This window comes from Bradyrhizobium sp. AUGA SZCCT0431, from assembly GCF_018131065.1.
Classification (GTDB): domain Bacteria; phylum Pseudomonadota; class Alphaproteobacteria; order Rhizobiales; family Xanthobacteraceae; genus Bradyrhizobium.
On sequence record NZ_JAFCLR010000034.1, the window covers coordinates 47,042 to 64,999 of the forward strand.

Here is a 17,958-nt window from a genome sequence, read left to right on the forward strand (position 1 = left end):
ACCTAGGAGCCGGACGGCACCGCCAGCCTCACCGGGGGAATGAGGCGTGGCGTGCGCCGTCCGCTCTGCGGCCGAGACACCCCCTCCATGTGACAAGCGGGGTGTGCCGCACGCAGGTGGATATAGTCGCGAAAAACCGGCCGCACCATTAAATAGGATTTTATGATCGGCCCGCCGGGATGCGGCCGTTGCCTGCCTCATCCTGTCTGGGGGTCAGGAGACCTGTGTCACCTGGAGCTTGGCGCGCACCTTGCCGCCTTCAGCCAAATCGACCGCGGGATTGAGGATGACCTGATCGCCCGGCTTGACACCGCTATTGACCTCGACCTGCTGCCCGAGGTCGCGCACCACCGTCACCTTGCGCAGATGCACCACGCCATTCTCGACCACTGCAACCTGCAGCCCGCCTTTGTTGAAGATGACGGCGTCGGCGGAGACCGTGAAGCTTGGCGTCTTGCGCGGAATATGCAGTTCGATGGTGCAGTAGATCCCGGGGGCAAGGGCCCCATCGGGATTGGGGATATCGATTTCGGTCAGCAGGGTGCGAGAGCCAGGTTGCAGCGCATCGGCGATCCGCGTCACCTTTCCAGGAAAAGTGCGATCCGGGATCTCGGGCACATGCACGACGGCGTCGATTCCTGGTCGCAGCCCGAACGCTTCGTCCTGCGGGACGAAAACCTGGGTCCGGATGACACTGCCTTGCATGATGGTGAACATGAAGGTGCCGCTGGTCGCGTCCGCCTGTACCAGGCTTCCGATGTCGATATTGCGCTGGGTGATCACCCCATCGAATGGGGCGACGACGCGCTGATAGAGCTTCTGCTGGTGCAATACCTGTAACTGGGCATCCTCTGCCACCACATTGGCCTGTGCGACAGAGACGCCAGCCTCCTGCGCCTTCAGGGTCTGAATGTCGGTAGTGCCCTGCTGCGCGGTCAGCCAGCCCTGCTTCACCAGCGGACCGTCACGATCCCAAGTCACCTTGGCGAGTTCGCGGTTTGCCTCCGCCTGCTGCAAGGCTGCCTTGAGCTGGCCGAGCGTCGCCTCGGCTTGGGCGATCTGATGATCGAGTTCGGGCGCCACGATTTCGGCCAGCAATTGGCCCGCCTTCACCCGGTCGCCAATATCGACTTCGCGTTTGCCGATATAACCGCTGGCGCGGGCAAAGATATTGGCAACCGAGAACGCCGATGTGGTCGCCGGCAGACTGACAATTTCCGTGCCGACGCTGGGTCGCACCGCCGCAACACGAACCTGCGGGACAAAATCCAGGCTCTGCTTCGCCGTCGTAACCACCTGGCGATGCTGCTCGTAATGGTTCCATGCTCCGGAAGCGAGCGCTATTGTCAGAACGAAGGCAAGCCCGACTCCCGAAAGCCGACCAACCCATCGTCTGTTGCCGGGGGGTAGACGTGCGGGTCTAGTCTCATGACCGGTCTCCGGCTCAATATCCAAAGGACGATTGAAGTTCATTCCAGCACCTCGTCAAATACCCCGTGATGTATCTTGCCATCGTTGCCTTTGCGCAGCATGGCGAAGAGATACGGCACGACCAGCAGCGTCGTCGGTGTTGCGAACAGCAACCCGCCGATCACCGCGCGCGCCAAAGCCGCGTTCTGCTCTTCTCCCGGCGCACCGATAGCCATCGGAATCATACCGACTATCATGGCGGCCGCGGTCATCAGCACCGGCCGAATCCGCGTATGTCCGGCCTCGATGGCCGCCTCGAATGCCGTCTTGCCTGCAAGCTGTTGCTCGCGGGCAAACGTCACCAGCAGAATGGAATTTGCCGACGCGACGCCGACCGCCATGATCGCGCCCATCAGGGACGGCACGTTGAGCGTGGTCCCGGTGATGAACAGCATTGTGAGGATTCCGCACAACGTCGCCGGCAACGCCAGGATAACGACGAAGGGGTCGCCGAAATTCTGATAGTTCACGACCATCAACAGATAGACAAACACCGCCGCGAACAACAGCCCGATGCCGAGATCAAGAAACGCCCCGTTCATGCTCTGGATCTGGCCAATCACCTGGATGGTGTTTCCAGGCTTGAGCTGCTTCTGCAGATCCGTCACGATGTTGCTGATCTGGCTGGCTACACCGCCGAGATCACGACCCTGGACGCTCGCGTAGACTTCATAGACCGGCTGGACGTTGGCCTGATTGCTGTTGGTGGGGACGCTGCCGCGCCTGAACGTCGTCACGTTGCTGAGCAGGCCGGGCACGGGGACGTCGGTCAAGGATGACGAAATCCCGGTGGAAACCGGCGTATTGCGCAGATCGTTCAGCGAAGTGATCCTGCTCTCGGGTGTCTGCACCGCGAGATAATACGGAATACCCGATTTGGGATCGGTCCAGAAATTCGGTGTCACCTGTTCCGAGGAACTCAGGCTGACATTGAGGTTGGTTGCGATGGTATTCGCATTGAGCCCAAGCTGGGCTGCGCGCGTGCGATCGATATCGGCATAAAATGCGGGCGCATCGACTTCCTGCTGCAGGTGCGCATCGGCGATCCCCGGTATGGCCGCGATTCGCCGACGCAGCTCGTTCGCAACGCGCAGATTGTTGTCCTTGTCGTAGCCCACGGTGCGAACGTCGATTTGCGCCGGCAGACCAAAATTGAGGATCTGGGTGACAATGTCTGCCGCCTGGAAATAGAACGTGTCTTCGGGGAACGCAGCAGGCAGCGCCGCCCTCAGCTTGCGCACATATTCGCTGGTCGGCCTGTGACCCTCCTTCAGCGATACCAGAATGACGCCGTCGTTGACGCCGATAGTCGAACCATCGGTGAACGCCAGATTGTAGGCCCGCGCCGGCAGTCCGATATTGTCCACAATCAGATCGCGCTGGTCTTCAGGTATGATTTCACGAATCTTTTCCTCGACCTCCTGAAAGGTCCTTTCCGTGGCCTCGATCCGCGTTCCGGCGGGCGCACGCACATGAAGCTGTATCTGTCCGCCGTCAATGGCCGGAAAGAAATCGCGGCCGACGAGCGGAAATGTGACGACGCCAAGCCCAAGCAGCAGCAACATGAACATCGGAATGACGTAACGATGCTTGATGAGTACAGCGAGCGAACTTGAATAGCGGTGGCGCATGGCCTCGAAGTTGCGCTCAAACGCGGCATGGAAACGGGCAAACAAGCCCGCTTTTGTCGCATCCACCGGGCCGTGCTTTTCGCCCTTGAGCAACAGGCCGATGACGATAGGCGTCAGCGTTCGGGACAGGCCGTAGGATGCCAGCATTGCGAATACCACCGCCAGGCCCAGCGGCGTAAACAGATATTTCGCCGGCCCTTCGAGGAACACCACCGAGGTAAAGACGCAGCTGATGGCCAGCGTCGACACCAGCGTTGGAATGGCGATACCGGCGGCGCCGTGCAGCGTGGCCTGCGGCAGGGGCATTCCCTCTTCGATAAGCAGCCGATGGGTATTCTCGATCGTGACCGTGGAATCGTCCACCAGAATGCCGACCGCCAGCGCAAGTCCGCCGAGGGTCATCGTATTCAGCGTCTCACCGAGAAAGTACAGCACGACCAACGAAGTGAGGATCGATAGCGGAATCGAGATCATGACCACCAGCGTCGAACGCCACGATCCCAGGAATACAAGGATCATCAGCGCGGTAAGGCCCGCCGCGATCGCGCCCTCACGCAAGACACCGGCAACCGATTGTTTCACGAACACCGACTGGTCAAACAGCTCGTTGATCTGCATCCCGGGGGGCGCAGCGGCGCGCGCTGTTTTCAAGGCATTGTGCACGGCATTGACGACGCTCAGCGTCGAGGCATTGCCGTTCTTGATGATACTGAGCAGGACGGAGTGGCGGCCGTTCTGCCGCACCACGTTTTGCTGCACCAACCAGCCATCATGGACCTGGCCGACGTCCTTTACGAAGATCGTGGCCCCATTGACGACCTTGACCGGAATATTGTTGAGATCATCGATGGTCGCGGGCGTCGCGTTGGTGCGGACGGCATACTGCGTGCTACCGAATTTTGCCGTTCCTGCCGGCAACGTCAGGTTCTGCGTGTTGACTGCATTGACGACATCAAGCGGCGTAAGCCCCTTGGCGAGCAGCTTCGAGGGGTCCAGATCGACCATGATCTGGCGATATTTTCCGCCGGTGGGCGTCGGGAGCGTGATGCCCGGTATCGGCGCCAGCTGCTGGCGGATGCGATAGATCCCGTAGTCGTAGAGCTGCTGCTCATTGAGGGTGTCGGAACTCAAGCTGATCTGCAACACCGGTACGCTTGAGGCGTTGAATTGCACCACCAGAGGGGCCTGGATGCCCGGTGGCAATAGCGCACGGATGGCGTTGGTTGCCGAGACAATCTGGGCAATCGCGAGGTCGAGATTGACGTCCGGCTGAAAGTAGATCTTCTGCACCGAAAGCCCGGCCAGCGTCTGCGCCTCAATGTTCTTGATGCCATTGACGTTCGAGCTGATGGCGTACTGGCTGTAAGTGGTGACGCGCTGCTCCATCTCCGGCGTGCTGAGTCCGGTATAGCTCCAGATCACCGTCACCACGGGGATATTGATTTCCGGAAAGACGTCGGTCGGCATCTCCCGGCATGCGACGACACCCAGAAACAGGATCAGCGCGGCGACCACATAAAACGTGTGCGGAAATCTCAGGGCGAAGCGAACAATACCCATCCATTCATCCTCGGCTACGTGCCGGCTGGGCCTGGGTCGCTCGGCCGGCTCCGTTTGTTTATTTCAACAACGCAGTTGCGAACAACGTCTTGGTTGCCATGGGCAGATCACACGTTTGCGAACAAAAGAACACGAGAGTACACTCATCTCATCTCCGCGCAGATAAGCTCACGCGGCCGTGAATTGCCGCAAGCCTGCTCGTGCGTTTCCAGAATGTTTTTTCTCGGAAGATTTGCCCAAAAGACATTCCTGACACGCAGCTAGCCATCAGGAACATTTCGAACATGGCGGCTCGGCGCCCTGTTCTCAATTAAAAACGCGTTTAGTGTCGCGCGATCATTCTTGGCTTGCCGACACGTCATCAGGGAATAAGGCGCCCTACCCCCAAATCGCACGACTATTACATCGCGGCAGGATCAATCCATGAGACGACCTCGGCATGCTCGCATACCGAGGTCATCTCGTGGCCGCCGAGCCTGTCGGATTACCGCTGCAGATCGTGGTCGGCATCCACGCTGCCCATCAACCGCACACCTGAACAGGTTGCCGGTGCCAACCATGCGCGGTGTGCACGCGGCGTTGAACGACGTAGCAACCATCGCCTTCAGCGTAAGAATCGCTTGATGCGTACGGATAACCGTAGCCGTAGTCGTCATAGTAGTACGGATCGTAGAATCCGCAGCCTAGGCCCGTGCCGAACGCGAAGCGGCTTCCAAAGTCGCGACCATGAAATCCCTCGCCGTGAAATCCACCGCCTCGAAATCCGCCGAAGCTGCTCCCGCCGTGGAAGCCCCCGGCCAGATTGCCTCCATGGAAGCCGCCGCCTCCGAAGCCTCCACCGCCGTGGAAACCGCCACCGCCTCCGAAGCCGCCCCCGTGGCCACCACCGCCTCCACCACGCGCCAGGGCCATGGTTGGAGAAGCCAGGCCAATGGACATGACTGCCAATAACGCGATCGCTGTTTTATGCAACATGAACATTCTCCGTCAGAGATACAGCTCCCGCCCGGGACTTGTGACCTGGAAATGGGAAACGCATCGAGCAAACGCCACCAGCTGCGACGCGTCCGCCGCTCAACTCTGCGCGAGCCTTGTCGGCCAAGAAGGCCGTGGTTGCTTCGATTAGTTCATTCACCGGGGGATTGCCGAGCCAGCGCTGGGCTTTTCTAAAATTGAATTTAGTGGCATCGGCGGACTGCGAACCTAAATCAGCTTCACGCACATCAATCAACGAGTTGCGCAGAACCGGCCGACGCCAACGAGGAGTTTCGATATGAAAAAGCTTTCCGTTCTTTGTATCGCCCTTTGCTTTGGCCTTCCAACCACCGCGGCGTTTGCCCGCGGCGGCATGGGACGAGCGCATGGCATGGGAGCGTCTCATATGTCCATGATAGGCGGCGGCGCCCTCGGCACCACCGCTGCCGCGCCCGGCACCAACTCGTCTGGCACGGCACTTTCCTCAGATGGAGTGGGCCGCCCTATGCTTGACACCATGCCCTCTATCGACTCCGAAAACGCGAAGATCGACAAAGAGATAAATTCGATCTGCCGGGGATGTTGATCCGCTGCTCCAACGGTTACGAACTCTGACTATCCATGAACGGCCGGCTCGCACCAGAAGCGGACCGTCCGCTTTTGACCCACGGCCAGCCCTCGACGATTGAAGTGCCGGTTCATCTCAGATCGCCGGGCGTGACGGACCGTGTGCAAGGGTCTGCAGAACCGCTGCCAGCGCCGCGGCAGCCTTGTCAGGCCGGGCCTTCTCGTAGATCGCGAACTCAAGGTCAGGAAGCCGCGGCAGCCCCTCTTCCACACCGAGAATACGCAATCCCGCGATCAGCGCGCTTGCGGGAAGCGGGGTGACGGCGAGGCCCGCGAGCGCCGCCGCGCGCACGCCGGTCAAACTGGGGCTGGTATAGACGATTTCCCAGGTCAGTTCGTTGTTGCTGAGTGCAATGAGCGCGGCCTCGCGAGAAACGGATCGCTCGCGATACAGGGCCAGCGGCAGCGCCGCCCCCGGAACAAGATCGAAGGTGTCGGCCGCGACCCATACCAGCGGCTCACGCCACACCAGACGCCCTTTCGAGGTTCCGAGCGGGCGCTTTGCGAACACGACGTCAAGCCGTCCCGCATTGAGTTGCTCGATCAACTCCGCGCTGACACCGATCTGTACCTCGAGCTTGACGCCCGGATTGAGCGTGGCGAAGCGGCCGAGCGCCGAAGGCAGCGAACCGCCGGCGACCTCCTCGACCACGCCGAGACGCACCATGCCAGACAGCCGCGGCGCCGCCAGGCGATGGCGAGCCGCTTCCTCAAGTTGCAACAGGCGACGCGCGTCGCCGAGCAGCATCTCGCCATCGTCGGTCAGTGCGACACTGCGCGTTGTCCGCCGGAACAGGGGCCGTTTGGTCTCGAGCTCAAGCCGCTTGATCTGTTGGCTCACCGTCGATTGGGTCAGGTTGAGTCGCTCCGCGGCGCGGTGAAAACCGCCGCAATCGGCTACCGCAACAAAGGCGCGCAGCAACTCGAAATCCAGCATGCGATTGATCCTGTTTCGCGATCAATCATATTACAAATTATCGTTTCTATAATCAATGGTGGCCTCTTAACTTCGCTTCAAGAACAGCGAAGGAGATCCATCATGTTAGACACATCACGGCGCGGGACAGATCGCGCCTCTCGCCTCGCGCGGGCTGCCGCGTTCAGCGGCACGAGCGGAAAACTCTTCCCCGCCGACCAAGCGACGCGGTTGCTCGAAGCAATCATCGAGCCGGGAGACCGCGTGACGATCGAAGGCGACAATCAGAAGCAGGCGGATTTTCTCGCCTCAGCCCTGGCGAAGGTGGATCCTGCGCGGGTGCACGACCTGCACATGGTGCAGTCCGTGTTGGCGCTGCCCGACCATCTCGCCGTGTTCGAGCGCGGCATCGCGAACCGGCTGGATTTTTCCTATGCGGGGCCGCAAAGCCGCAAGCTTGCCGAACTCGTCGCGAACGGGACGGTGAAGATCGGGGCGATCCATACCTATCTCGAACTCTATGCGCGCATGCTGGTCGACCTGACGCCGCGCGTGGCGCTGATCGTCGCCGACAAGGCGGATCGCGATGGCAACCTCTACACTGGCCCCAATACCGAAGACACGCCGACCATCACCGAGGCGACGGCGTTCCGCGGCGGCATCGTGGTCGCGCAGGTCAACGAGATCGTCGACCGCCTGCCGCGGGTCGACATACCCGGCGACTGGGTCGATGTCGTGGTGCCGAGCCCGAAGCCCTATCTGATCGATCCGCTGTTCACGCGCGATCCCGCCAAGATCAGGAACGAGAACGTACTGATGGCGATGATGGCGATATCAGCGGTCTACGAGCCCTACCAGGTGCAGCGGCTCAATCACGGCATCGGCTATGCGACCGCGGCGATCGAACTGATCCTGCCAACCTATGCCGCGCAGCGCAGGCTGAAGGGCAAGGTCGCCAGCCATTTCGTGCTCAACCCGCATCCGACCCTGATCCCCGCGATCGAAGCCGGCTTCGTCGACAGCGTCTATTGCTTCGGCTCCGAGCTGGGCATGGAACGCTACGTCTCGAACCGCGCCGATATATTCCCGGTTGGCGCCGACCGTAACCTGCGGTCCAACCGCGCGCTCGCACAGATCGCGGGACAATATGCCTGCGACCTCTTCATCGGCGGAACGTTGCAGATCGACCCGCAAGGCAACAGCTCGACGGCCACCAAGGGCCGCATCACTGGCTTCGGCGGCGCGCCGAACATGGGCGCGGACACGCGTGGCCGCCGCCACGACAGTCCCACCTGGCTGCGCGCCGGTCAGGAAGCCGGCGAGAGCCTGCGCGGACGCAAGCTTGTGGTGCAGATGGTGCAGACCCAGCAGCCGAACGGCGCATCGAGCTTTGTCGAACGGCTGGACGCGTTCGATCTCGCCGCCTCGGCCGGCTTTGCGCTGCCGCCGGTGATGATCTATGGCGACGACGTCACCCATGTCGTCACCGAGCGTGGGGTGGCCAACCTTTTGCGCTGCCGGTCGCCACAGGAACGCGAAGCGGCATTGCGCGCCGTCGCCGGCGATACCGAGTTCGGCAGGCGGCAATCGCCCGAAACAAGCGACAGCCTGCGCCGCAGCGGCATCGTGATGCTCCCCTCCGATCTCGGCATCGATGTCAACACCGCAACCCGGGAATGGCTCGCTGCCCAAACCATCGGCGACCTCGTGACGGCGTCAGGCGGACTCTACGTGCCGCCGGCGAAATTCCGCCCGGCCACGGTCCCTCACGTTGAACACAGGAGCCAACGATGACCCCGAACACGCAAACCTCAAATGGCCTGTCCGGCTCGAAACCCGCGCCCGTCGATCACGCAAAGCAGCTGGCGGCGACACTGCTGTCGCAACGCGGCGAGGCATCCGGCGCGCAGGTCGCGCGCGAGCTGCACCACGTGCTGCGCGCCCTCGATGCGGACGACCGGCACAGCTTCCAGCGCTATCTTGCGACGGAATTTCAACCTGACAAGGCGGCGCTGCGCGCAGCGGCGGAGCGTTATCTCGCCGACACCACGGCGGAAGCCGCGGCAGCGCTGGCACGGGCCGGTGATCCGCCCCGGCAGGAGCTGCTCCGGCGCATGAACATGGCGCCCGGCGGCACCGGCGCGCTGATCGCGATGCGCAGTGAAATAGCCTCATCCCTGCGCGGCGAACCGGAACTGAGGCCGCTCGACGCCGACCTTAAGCATCTGTTCGCCTCGTGGTTCAACCGCGGCTTTCTCGAGCTGCGGCGGATCGACTGGCAGTCCCCGGCGGCGGTGCTGGAGAAGCTGATCGCCTATGAGGCGGTGCATGAAATCAAGGGCTGGGACGATTTGCGGCGGCGTCTCGCACCCGACCGCCGCTGCTTCGCATTCTTCCATCCCGCGCTTCCCGGCGAGCCGCTGATCTTCGTCGAAGTCGCGCTGGTGCAGGGGTTGGCCACCGCGATGCCGCCGCTGCTCGCACGGGAGACGGATGAAGCGGCCGCACGGGCGCAAGCCATGCGCGCCGACACCGCGATTTTCTATTCGATCTCCAGCTGCCAGGACGGCCTGCGCGGCATATCGTTCGGCAATTTCCTGATCAAGCAGGTGGTCGAGGAGCTCAAGGCGGAGTTTCCGCAGCTGAAGCGCTTTTCCACCCTTTCGCCGGTACCGGGGTTTCGGCGCTGGCTCGGTCAACGGCTTGCGAATGGAAGCGATCCCGATGCTGCGCTGTGGCCACAACTCGAGAGCGGCGAATGGTGGAATGACCCGACGCAGAGCGAGAAGCTGCGCGCGCCCCTGCTGCGGCTTTGCGCCCGCTATCTGACGCGGCCACCCTCGATACGCATCGACCCGGTAGCGCGCTTTCACCTCGGCAACGGCGCGCGGCTCGAACGGATCAATTGGCTCGGCAACAGCGCGCCACGCGGCATCCAGGAATCCTTCGGCATCATGGTCAACTATCTCTACGACCATGACAGCATCGAGAACAACCACGAGGCCTTTGTGCGTGACGGGACCATCGTGCGTTCGCCGGAGATCGACACACTGCTCAAGGCGTATTCCACCCAACCTTGAAGGAAGAGATATCATGATGAACAGACGCGTTTTTTCCGCCGCCCTCGTGACCGGTGTCGCGGCTTCGCTGATCTCCACACGCGGCAGGGCCGCAAATTCGAGTCCCGTGAAGGCGAGGAACGCAGGTTACATCTTCGTGCCTGCTGCATAGTCAGGAACGACGTACACGGAAGCGGCCATCGTCATCGGTTGGTCGCTTTCGATGCGCCATTTCGGTCAATGGATTGTGCCCTTCGACCGCCATCAGCACAGACTGTCGACTGGTTGCCAAAATCACACATTTTGCGGACGCCCGCTTTGTGCCAACATCGAACGTCCCGACAACGACGCGATTGACCCGACTCGGACATCAATGAAGAGGGAACACATCATGACCATCCGTAAGACCGTCACTCTCGTCGAAGAAATCAATAGCGAGTACGGCGCGCCCGCCAGCCCCCCGCTGCGGCGCGTCGCGGTTGGAGCGGTGTTCGAAAACCCGCTGGCGGGCAAGCCGGCCGGCGCCGACCTTAACCCCTTGATCGAATATTCGCTGGAACTCGGGGCTTCGCTCACCAAGACGGCGTTGGCGACACTTGGCACGAACCCAGCGCAGTTGCGCGCCTACACCAAGGCGGCGCTGGTCGGCATCGGAGGCGACCTCGAGCATGGCGCTGCGATGATACATCCGAGACTCGGCATGGCGATGCGCCGCGCGATCAAGCGCGGCCGCGTTATCATTCCCGGCCACGCCAAGGTTGGCCCGCCGGGCACGACAGTCGATCTGATCTATGGGCCTCTCGACGAGGGCTGGGATCTCGATGCCTTTGATTCGACCCCCGTGCTGATCCACGACGCGCCGCGGCCGCACGAGATCGTACTGTGGATCGGTTACGCCACCGGTCCGCGCATCAACGCCCGATGCAAGGGTCCCGATCAAAAGGAAGTCGATGCACTCGTCGCATCCTTCACCAGCGGCTAGTAAAGGGACTCTTAGCATTGGTTCCCCGTGTTTTGACGGCGCAAGCGAGCGGGGCGTCCGTCGACGCCAATAGTAGGTCGCCTCGCGGCGAAAGATGTGGACAGCCATCGGAACGCAACTTCCTGTGCAGCAGGAGTGTGTCGCAGAGCTGTGCATCAGCTCCCCAGCCATGCCGATTTTTCAGTATTTTCAAGGGTGGTCGGCGCGCTGGCTGGGGCGGGAGGGATCGAACCTCCGAATGGCGGAATCAAAATCCGCTTGATTATTCAACGATTTCAGGGTGCATTTGGAAAAAAGCTAAAAGACGCCCTCTAGCAATTTCACACAGCTTGGCAGTCGCTTCCAAATAAGGAAGCAATCGTCAGAGACCGGAGAACGAAATGACGTCCCGTATTCTCACAAGACTCGCCTTGGTGGCCGTGACGCTCGGCTTGCTTAGTGGCGCTGCGACAGCGCAAGAAAAGTGGCCATCGAGGCCCGTGACGGTCATCGTGCCGTTCGCCGCGGGCGGCAACACGGACGTCATGGCGCGCATTTTTGCAGAGCAACTGACGAAGCGGCTCGGCCAGCAGTTCATCGTCGAGAACAGGCCCGGTGCGGGCGGGGTCAACGGCCTGCACGCAATGACGCGCGCCGCGCCGGACGGCTACACCGTTGCGGTAGCAACCTCCGGCGGCATCGCCATCAATCCGATACTGATCAAAGACAAGATCCCCTACAACGTCGAGAAAGACTTCACCTATCTCTATGGCATGGCAGCGCAGCCGAACATCTGGCTCGTCAATCCGTCCGTCCCGGCCAACACTATGGCGGAGCTGATCGCCTGGCTGAAGGCGAACCCGGAGACGCCGTATGCGACATCCGGCCCCGGCACGACGCAGCATCTCTGCGGCGCGATGCTGGAGGACGCCGCGGGGCTCAAGATGACGGCCGTCACCTACCGCGCATCAAACCTCAGCATCCAGGATCTGATTGGTGGTACGATCCGGCTCGCCTGCGACAACTTCGCCGTGGCATACGAGCAGGTGAAAGGAGGCAAGCTGCGTGCCGTCTCGATCACGTCGCCTGGGCCCTATCCGCTCGCCAAGGAGATCGAGCCGACAGCCGCGACCGTACCGGGCTTCGAACTGATGCCGGCATTCGGCTGGGTCGGCCCCGCCAACATGCCGCCCGACATCGTGAAGAAGCTCATTGAAGAGCTTGTCGCGGTCGGCAAGATCCCTGAAGTCCGCACCGCACTCGAAAAGTTTGGTGTACTCCAGACCGAACTGCCCGGTCCGGCCTACGCCGAGGCGCTCGCCAAGGAGCGTGCAGGGTACGCACGTGTGATCGAGCGTGCCGGGATCAAGGTGCCCTGAGCCGCCGGACAACCGCAGATTTGGTGACGGGGAGAGCGACCGAACCCCCGAGGCTATCCGCTGGGCGAACTGCAGGACGGCGCCAATTGCGCACAAGTGCATCATTTCGACTGGTTGTCCGATTTGTTCGCCGTAATACCCTATTCTACGATGAGGGCGTAACAGACCTGTCCGACTAGCTTCCGCGGTATATGTTGGGAGGAAACCACAGAGAGAAGCCAAGATGGTCGATGTAATGCACGACGACGTTTAGTTCGATTCTGGACCGAGTATTAGAAGCTCCATTTCCAAACGCGCCCAAAAAATTGGGCGGGAATAGAGCTGCTTATATAACGAACTCAGCGCTTTGAGCTGTGGCTGGGGCGGGAGGGATCGAACCTCCGAATGGCGGAATCAAAATCAGTTTGATTATTCAGCAGTTTCAAGGCGCATTTGGAAAAACTTGCCAAAATGGTCTCTAACAAACTCAATAGCTTAGCAGTCGTTTCCAAATGGAGAAGCAGTCCTTCGTCGGGCAACTCAGCTCCAAGAATGATCATCAAGATCTCCGGTCGCTCAGGCCAAGCTCCATTCCGGGCACGCGTCCAGACATCAAGACGCTGGTCCCTAATGCTTCCTGCGGAACACGCTGCTTCGAAGTAAACAAGGTGGTGACGAGCCCTCGCATGTTAGTGGGCTTCCAGAACCGCTGGCGCGCCACCCAGAATAAAACTACGAACTCTTATGTGATTGAAATTGCAATATAATCTAGACTGCAGCCGGAGGCCATAAGCGCGTACCGCGTAGCGGTAGGTTCAAATCGGTGGCCTGGTCGTGCAGGGGCATGTGGGTCCGCGGAGCAAACCACCATTGAGTACGCAAACCGAGATTTTCCGGCGCCTCGTACGCGACCATATGCGACCGCCGCCTGTGCGTGTTGCACCGAGCACGACGGTGGGCGAGGTCGTAAGCCTGATGACGGCGACGCCCGCGTCCTGTGCCGTCGTCATCGATGGTACGGGCCGGCCCAGGGGCATTGTGACGGAACAGGACGTCGTGCGTCGGATCGCGTGGCGCACGGAGGCCGATCAAGGCGTCGAGTCGGTGATGACGTCGCCCGTCGTCGTGACGGGGGCCGACGACTACCTTTTCCAGGCGGTCGCCTTGATGCGCCGTAGCAAGCTTCGGCATGTCCCCGTCGTGGACTGGAGCGGAGCGATGATCGGCATGCTCGCCCTGGACGAAGCGCTCGCTTCCCTGTCGAGCGAGAGTATGTCGCTCATCGAGCAGCTCACGCACGAGGAGAGCGTCGAGGGCCTGCGCCTCATAAAGCAGGCGCAGGCCCAGCTTGCCAGCGCACTATTGGAGAACAACGTTCCGGCGCCGGAGGTGCAGTCGCTGCTCACGGAGATCAACAACGATATCCACCGGCGTGTCTTGAGGCTGGCCGAAGCGGCGATGCGCGACGACGGCTGGGGGGAGCCTTCTGCGCGGTTCGCTCTCATTATCATGGGGTCGGGTGGGCGCGGCGAAAACTTTCTGGCGCCCGACCAGGACAACGGCTTCATCCTCGCTGACGACGTTGGCGGCCAGGGCAAGCGTGCGGACGCATATTTTCTGGAGCTTGCCGAGCGCATGACGCGGATGCTCGACGCGGTCGGCTTTCGCCTCTGCGTCGGCGATGTCATGGCCACCAATCCCGTCTGGCGCAAGAGCCTGTCGGATTGGCGCCGGCAGATCGACAGCTGGATCAGGCGGCGCGAGTCCGAGATGCTGTTGAACTGCGATATCTTCTTTGATTTCCGTCATGCGTTCGGCGATCCCGCACTCTCAAGCGAGCTCCGCACTCATGTCACCGCAGTAGCGTCGGAGTACCCTCAGTTCCTCAGACACCTGTTCGCCATCGAAGCCGAGCACAAGGTGGCACTCGGCTGGTTCGGACGCTTGCGCAAGGAGTACCATGGGGAGGATCGGCAGGGTGTGGTGAACCTGAAGCTTCGTGGAACGCTACCGCTTGTGGAAGGTGCGCGGCTGCTTGCGCTTAAAGCCGGCATTCCGGCCACGTCGACTCTCACCCGGCTTGCCTGCCTCAAGGAGAAGGGGGCCATCAGCGCTGGAGATCATGAGGATCTTGCCGACGCGTTCAGGCATATGACCCGTCTCCTGCTGCGCCAGCAGCTGGAGGACTTCAAGGCCGGGCGCAAGATCACCAACTATGTCCCCGTGGCTGATCTCTCTCAACGCGATAACAAGCATCTCGTGGCGTCTTTCCGCGCCATCGAAAACCTGCGTGCAACACTGAATATGGAATTCGCGGAACGCTCGCTCTAGACTGGCGCGCAACTCGCCGCGTTGTGGTCAGGTGATTTCGCGAGCGGCCGTGGCCGGGTGGGGGAGCTCGGCCGAAGAGGCGGCCGAAGGGATGCGGACGAAAAAAGTCGCACCCTTGCCGAGTTCGCTCTCGACCCAGATGGTGCCCCCGAAGCGCTCAAGGATATGCAAGCTGATCGGCAGCCCGAGACCGGTGCCCTGCGGCTTGCCGATCAATGTGTCGCCCGCCTGGCGGAAGCGCTCGAAAATCTTCTTGTGATCCTCCTTGGCGATGCCGACACCATTGTCACGCACGCTGACCAGGACGGACCCCGCTTCTGCTCGCCCCACAATGGTTATCAAACCATTGTCCTTGTCGCAGAACTTGACCGCGTTGGAAATCAAATTGACCAGCACTTGCGTGATCCGGTCGGCGTCAACGAGAATCCTCGGCAGATCCTCGGCCACGCGACACTCAAGCTTGATGCGGGGGTTCTTGGCGAAGAGGCCGGCCGTTGCGGCAAGCGCGTTGTCGATCACCTTCCTTGGCTCGATCCTGGCCAGTTGCCAATCCGTCTGGCCGGCCTCCATCTTGGCGAGGTCGAGGATGTCGTTGACAAGTCTGGTCAGACGCTCGGTTTCCTGAACGATAATACCAAGGAACATCTTGCGCTGCTCGACGGGAATGTCCGGATTGTCGTGCACGATCTCACTGAAGGAGCGGATCGAGGTGAGCGGTGTCCTGAACTCATGGCTGATCGTCGAGACAAAGTCGTCCTTCATCTTGTCGAGCTCCTTGAGCCGCTCGTTGGCCGCCCTGAGCTCTGCCGTCGCAGCCTCGAGCTGCTGCGACTTCTCCTCCAGTTGACGGCTGTAGACAACGAGTTGAGAAGCCTCATCGAGGATCTGCATGACCTCGTCGATGTCGTGCATCTCCTCCCTCAACACTGAGGCGATCATGATCCGCGCGGAGGCCGCGCCAATGGCGCCGGCGAGTTGCCGCTCCGCGTAATGCACGATGTCCGCGTCCGCCGCATGCGCATCGTCGAGCCGGCGCCCTCGGTCGCGCTCGAAGCGCTGGAGGGCTTGGTCCGTCAGGGTCTCACCTATGAAGCGATTCGAGAGGCGACGGAGGTCGCCAATGGTGGCCGTGCCACGCCAAATGCGCGCGCCCTCGGATGGCTGCTTGAAGATGTCCACAAACTGTACGGCCTGGCTGCGCTCGATCATGGTCTGCGTCGTCATAAGCGACACAACAACGTATAGCCCGACATTGATCACCATGGTCCAGAACACGGCGTGCGCGACGGGGTCGAGGCCGGAAAGCCCGAGCAACGCATGGGGACTGAACAGCGCAAGCTCCCACGGGCCGTCCTGCACGAAGCTCTCTGAGATCCACCCCGATCGTGCGAACGAAGGCAGCAGCAACGTGTAGATCCACACCAGGAACCCGGCGCTCAATCCAGCTAGAGCGCCGAGCCGGGTCGCTCCCTTCCACAGGATGCCGCCGAGGATGGCGGGTGCGAACTGTGCGGCGGCGACGAACGACATGAGCCCGATGGAGACCAGCGCGTAGGATTCGCCGATCAGCCGGACATACACGTAGCCGAGCAGGATCACGAAGATGATGGCGCTGCGGCGGATGGCGAGCATGAGGCCAGTCAGATCCTTGCGCTCCGAGAGATGCAGGCGGCCGAAGCGCAAGAGGAGGGGCATGACGAGATCGTTCGACACCATGGTGGCCAGGGCAATGGTTTCGACAATGATCATGCCCGTTGCCGCGGAGAGGCCGCCGATGAATGCGAACAACGCGATGGCCGGAAAATGCTCGGCCATCGGCACGGTCAACACGAAGGTGTCGGCATCGACGGTATTTCCGGAGAAGTGGAGGAGCCCACCAAAAGCGATCGGCAGGACGAAGATGTTGATGAGCAGCATGTAGAGCGGGAACAGCCAGATGGCCTTCTTGATGTGGCGCTCATCCACATTCTCGACCACCAGCACCTGAAACTGGCGCGGCAGCAAGACAATGGCTGCCATCGAGACGAGCATCAGCGAAATCCAGCTCGTGTACCCACCAGCGGCCTCGAGCGTAAAAAGACGCGCGATGGCTGGATCGGTGGCAGCGCGCGAGAACACTTCGCCGAAGCCGCCATAGATGCCGTAGGTGACGAATAGCCCAACCGCCAGGAAAGCGAACAGCTTGACCACTGACTCGAAGGCAATCGCCGCCACCATGCCCTCATGACGCTCGCTGGCGTCGATGTGCCGCGTGCCAAACAAGATAGCAAATGCGGCCATGATCACCGCGACGTAGAGCGCCGTGTCCTGCAGGACTGGTGTCGAGCCAAGCTTGGCCGGCATCACGATGTCCGGGTAGTGCTGGAGCACGGCGAAGCTCGTCGAGATCGCCTTCAGCTGTAGCGAGATGTACGGCATGATGCCGACGACGGCGATGATGGTCACCAACCCGCCCAGGAAGGAACTCTTGCCGTAGCGCGAGGCAACGAAGTCGGCAATTGAGGTAATGCGATTGACCTTGCTGATTCGGATGATCTTGCGGATCAGAAACCAGCCAAGGATGAAGGTCAGCGTCGGGCCAAGATAGATGGGCAAGAAACTGATGCCCGAGGACGCGGCCCGTCCGACGCTGCCGTAGAAGGTCCAGGCTGTGGCGTAAACGGCGATGGATAGCGCAAAGATGTAGGGGCTCGCGATAATGCTCCTGCCCTGATCCGCGCGGCGGTCGCCATAGTAGGCGATGGCGAACAGGATCGAGAGATAGAGGAAGGAGACCGTGACTATGACGTACCCGCCCAGCATGGCTCAGGCTCGCGGTCTGCGGTTGGGACCCTGGTCGGGATTCGGGCCAGGCTCGCTTTCGGCAATCTCCTCGTCGGGGTCCGGCCGCTCGACGATCAACACCGTGAGGGCGATCAGCAACGCCCAGGAGAGAAACAAATAGAGGTAGAGCGGTGGTATCCTAGCCACGAAGGTGGCCTTATCGAAGGCGCCGATCAGCGGCGGTGTGAATAGCAGCAAACCGAACAGGAATAAGCCGATCAAGCGCTCGGCAATCAATCCTCGCCTT

General features: G+C 61.2%; 13 protein-coding genes, 1 tRNA gene and 1 pseudogene. 6 read left to right on the forward strand and 9 right to left on the reverse strand.

Annotation, left to right across the window (positions count from 1 at the left end; genetic code table 11):
- Positions 1–213 precede the first annotated feature (213 nt).
- The 5 genes from JQ567_RS27720 to JQ567_RS27740 form a co-directional block, all read right to left on the reverse strand.
- Positions 214–1,473 carry an efflux RND transporter periplasmic adaptor subunit gene (locus tag JQ567_RS27720; RefSeq protein WP_212441748.1) on the reverse strand — a complete coding sequence of 420 codons (1,260 nt, stop codon included), beginning with the start codon at positions 1,471–1,473 and terminating at the stop codon, positions 214–216.
- Positions 1,470–4,661, reverse strand: coding sequence for an efflux RND transporter permease subunit (locus JQ567_RS27725; protein ID WP_212441749.1), 3,192 nt, complete (start codon positions 4,659–4,661; stop codon positions 1,470–1,472). The genes JQ567_RS27720 and JQ567_RS27725 overlap by 4 nt, the downstream gene beginning before the upstream one ends.
- A 522-nt stretch (positions 4,662–5,183) precedes the next feature.
- Positions 5,184–5,636, reverse strand: a complete 453-nt coding sequence (locus tag JQ567_RS27730; protein ID WP_212441750.1) for a hypothetical protein — start codon at positions 5,634–5,636, stop codon at positions 5,184–5,186.
- The gene (locus tag JQ567_RS27735; protein ID WP_212441751.1) at positions 5,626–6,024 is read right to left on the reverse strand and encodes a hypothetical protein; all 399 of its coding nucleotides are present in this window, start codon (positions 6,022–6,024) and stop codon (positions 5,626–5,628) included. Before JQ567_RS27735 ends, JQ567_RS27730 begins: the two co-directional genes overlap by 11 nt.
- A 315-nt stretch (positions 6,025–6,339) precedes the next feature.
- Positions 6,340–7,200: a LysR substrate-binding domain-containing protein gene (locus tag JQ567_RS27740; RefSeq protein WP_212441752.1), complete on the reverse strand. Its 861-nt coding sequence runs from the start codon at positions 7,198–7,200 to the stop codon at positions 6,340–6,342.
- Positions 7,201–7,302: 102 nt separating this feature from the next.
- Here JQ567_RS27740 and mdcA point away from each other — a divergent pair, with 102 nt between their 5' ends.
- From mdcA to JQ567_RS27755, 4 genes and pseudogenes are all read left to right on the forward strand, one after another.
- On the forward strand, positions 7,303–8,973 hold the full coding sequence (gene mdcA / locus JQ567_RS27745; RefSeq protein ID WP_212441753.1) for a malonate decarboxylase subunit alpha: 1,671 nt from the start codon (positions 7,303–7,305) through the stop codon (positions 8,971–8,973).
- Positions 8,970–10,259, forward strand: a complete 1,290-nt coding sequence (locus tag JQ567_RS27750) for a malonyl-CoA decarboxylase (RefSeq protein WP_212441754.1) — start codon at positions 8,970–8,972, stop codon at positions 10,257–10,259. Before mdcA ends, JQ567_RS27750 begins: the two co-directional genes overlap by 4 nt.
- A gap of 10 nt (positions 10,260–10,269) precedes the next feature.
- Positions 10,270–10,380 (forward strand): annotated as a pseudogene (locus JQ567_RS38355) (alpha/beta hydrolase); the annotation flags it as partial.
- A 249-nt stretch (positions 10,381–10,629) separates the two neighbouring features.
- On the forward strand, positions 10,630–11,220 hold the full coding sequence (locus tag JQ567_RS27755; protein WP_249165760.1) for an amino acid synthesis family protein: 591 nt from the start codon (positions 10,630–10,632) through the stop codon (positions 11,218–11,220).
- Between the two features lie 212 nt (positions 11,221–11,432).
- Here JQ567_RS27755 and JQ567_RS27760 read toward each other — a convergent pair.
- Positions 11,433–11,532: transfer RNA gene (locus tag JQ567_RS27760), tRNA-Gln, on the reverse strand.
- 167 nt (positions 11,533–11,699) lie between these two features.
- Here JQ567_RS27760 and JQ567_RS27765 point away from each other — a divergent pair.
- Positions 11,700–12,578: a tripartite tricarboxylate transporter substrate binding protein gene (locus tag JQ567_RS27765; protein ID WP_212441756.1), complete on the forward strand. Its 879-nt coding sequence runs from the start codon at positions 11,700–11,702 to the stop codon at positions 12,576–12,578.
- Between the two features lie 338 nt (positions 12,579–12,916).
- On the opposite strand, the gene JQ567_RS27770 is transcribed toward JQ567_RS27765, so the two are convergent.
- Positions 12,917–13,117 (reverse strand): hypothetical protein, encoded by a 201-nt coding sequence (locus tag JQ567_RS27770; protein ID WP_212441757.1) that lies wholly within the window; start codon positions 13,115–13,117, stop codon positions 12,917–12,919.
- A gap of 310 nt (positions 13,118–13,427) precedes the next feature.
- On the opposite strand from JQ567_RS27770, the gene JQ567_RS27775 reads away from it, so the two are divergent.
- Positions 13,428–14,888: a DUF294 nucleotidyltransferase-like domain-containing protein gene (locus tag JQ567_RS27775; protein WP_212441758.1), complete on the forward strand. Its 1,461-nt coding sequence runs from the start codon at positions 13,428–13,430 to the stop codon at positions 14,886–14,888.
- Positions 14,889–14,915: 27 nt separating this feature from the next.
- Here JQ567_RS27775 and JQ567_RS27780 read toward each other — a convergent pair whose 3' ends face one another.
- Entirely contained in the window at positions 14,916–17,690 is a 2,775-nt protein-coding gene (locus JQ567_RS27780; protein WP_212441759.1) for a sensor histidine kinase, read from the reverse strand.
- 3 nt (positions 17,691–17,693) lie between these two features.
- Positions 17,694–17,948 (reverse strand): hypothetical protein, encoded by a 255-nt coding sequence (locus tag JQ567_RS27785; protein ID WP_212441760.1) that lies wholly within the window; start codon positions 17,946–17,948, stop codon positions 17,694–17,696.
- Between the last annotated feature and the right edge of the window lie 10 nt (positions 17,949–17,958).

Excerpts from the sequence above, each read along its gene's own strand:
- JQ567_RS27720 (WP_212441748.1), bottom strand. The coding sequence starts at position 1,473 with ATGAACTTCAATCGTCCTTTGGATATTGAGCCGGAGACCGGTCATGAG.
- JQ567_RS27725 (WP_212441749.1), bottom strand. The coding sequence starts at position 4,661 with ATGGGTATTGTTCGCTTCGCCCTGAGATTTCCGCACACGTTTTATGTG.
- JQ567_RS27730 (WP_212441750.1), bottom strand. The coding sequence starts at position 5,636 with ATGTTGCATAAAACAGCGATCGCGTTATTGGCAGTCATGTCCATTGGC.
- JQ567_RS27735 (WP_212441751.1), bottom strand. The coding sequence starts at position 6,024 with ATGCGCTCGTCCCATGCCGCCGCGGGCAAACGCCGCGGTGGTTGGAAG.
- JQ567_RS27740 (WP_212441752.1), bottom strand. The coding sequence starts at position 7,200 with ATGCTGGATTTCGAGTTGCTGCGCGCCTTTGTTGCGGTAGCCGATTGC.
- mdcA (WP_212441753.1), top strand. The coding sequence starts at position 7,303 with ATGTTAGACACATCACGGCGCGGGACAGATCGCGCCTCTCGCCTCGCG.
- JQ567_RS27750 (WP_212441754.1), top strand. The coding sequence starts at position 8,970 with ATGACCCCGAACACGCAAACCTCAAATGGCCTGTCCGGCTCGAAACCC.
- JQ567_RS27755 (WP_249165760.1), top strand. The coding sequence starts at position 10,630 with ATGACCATCCGTAAGACCGTCACTCTCGTCGAAGAAATCAATAGCGAG.
- JQ567_RS27770 (WP_212441757.1), bottom strand. The coding sequence starts at position 13,117 with ATGATCATTCTTGGAGCTGAGTTGCCCGACGAAGGACTGCTTCTCCAT.
- JQ567_RS27780 (WP_212441759.1), bottom strand. The coding sequence starts at position 17,690 with ATGCTGGGCGGGTACGTCATAGTCACGGTCTCCTTCCTCTATCTCTCG.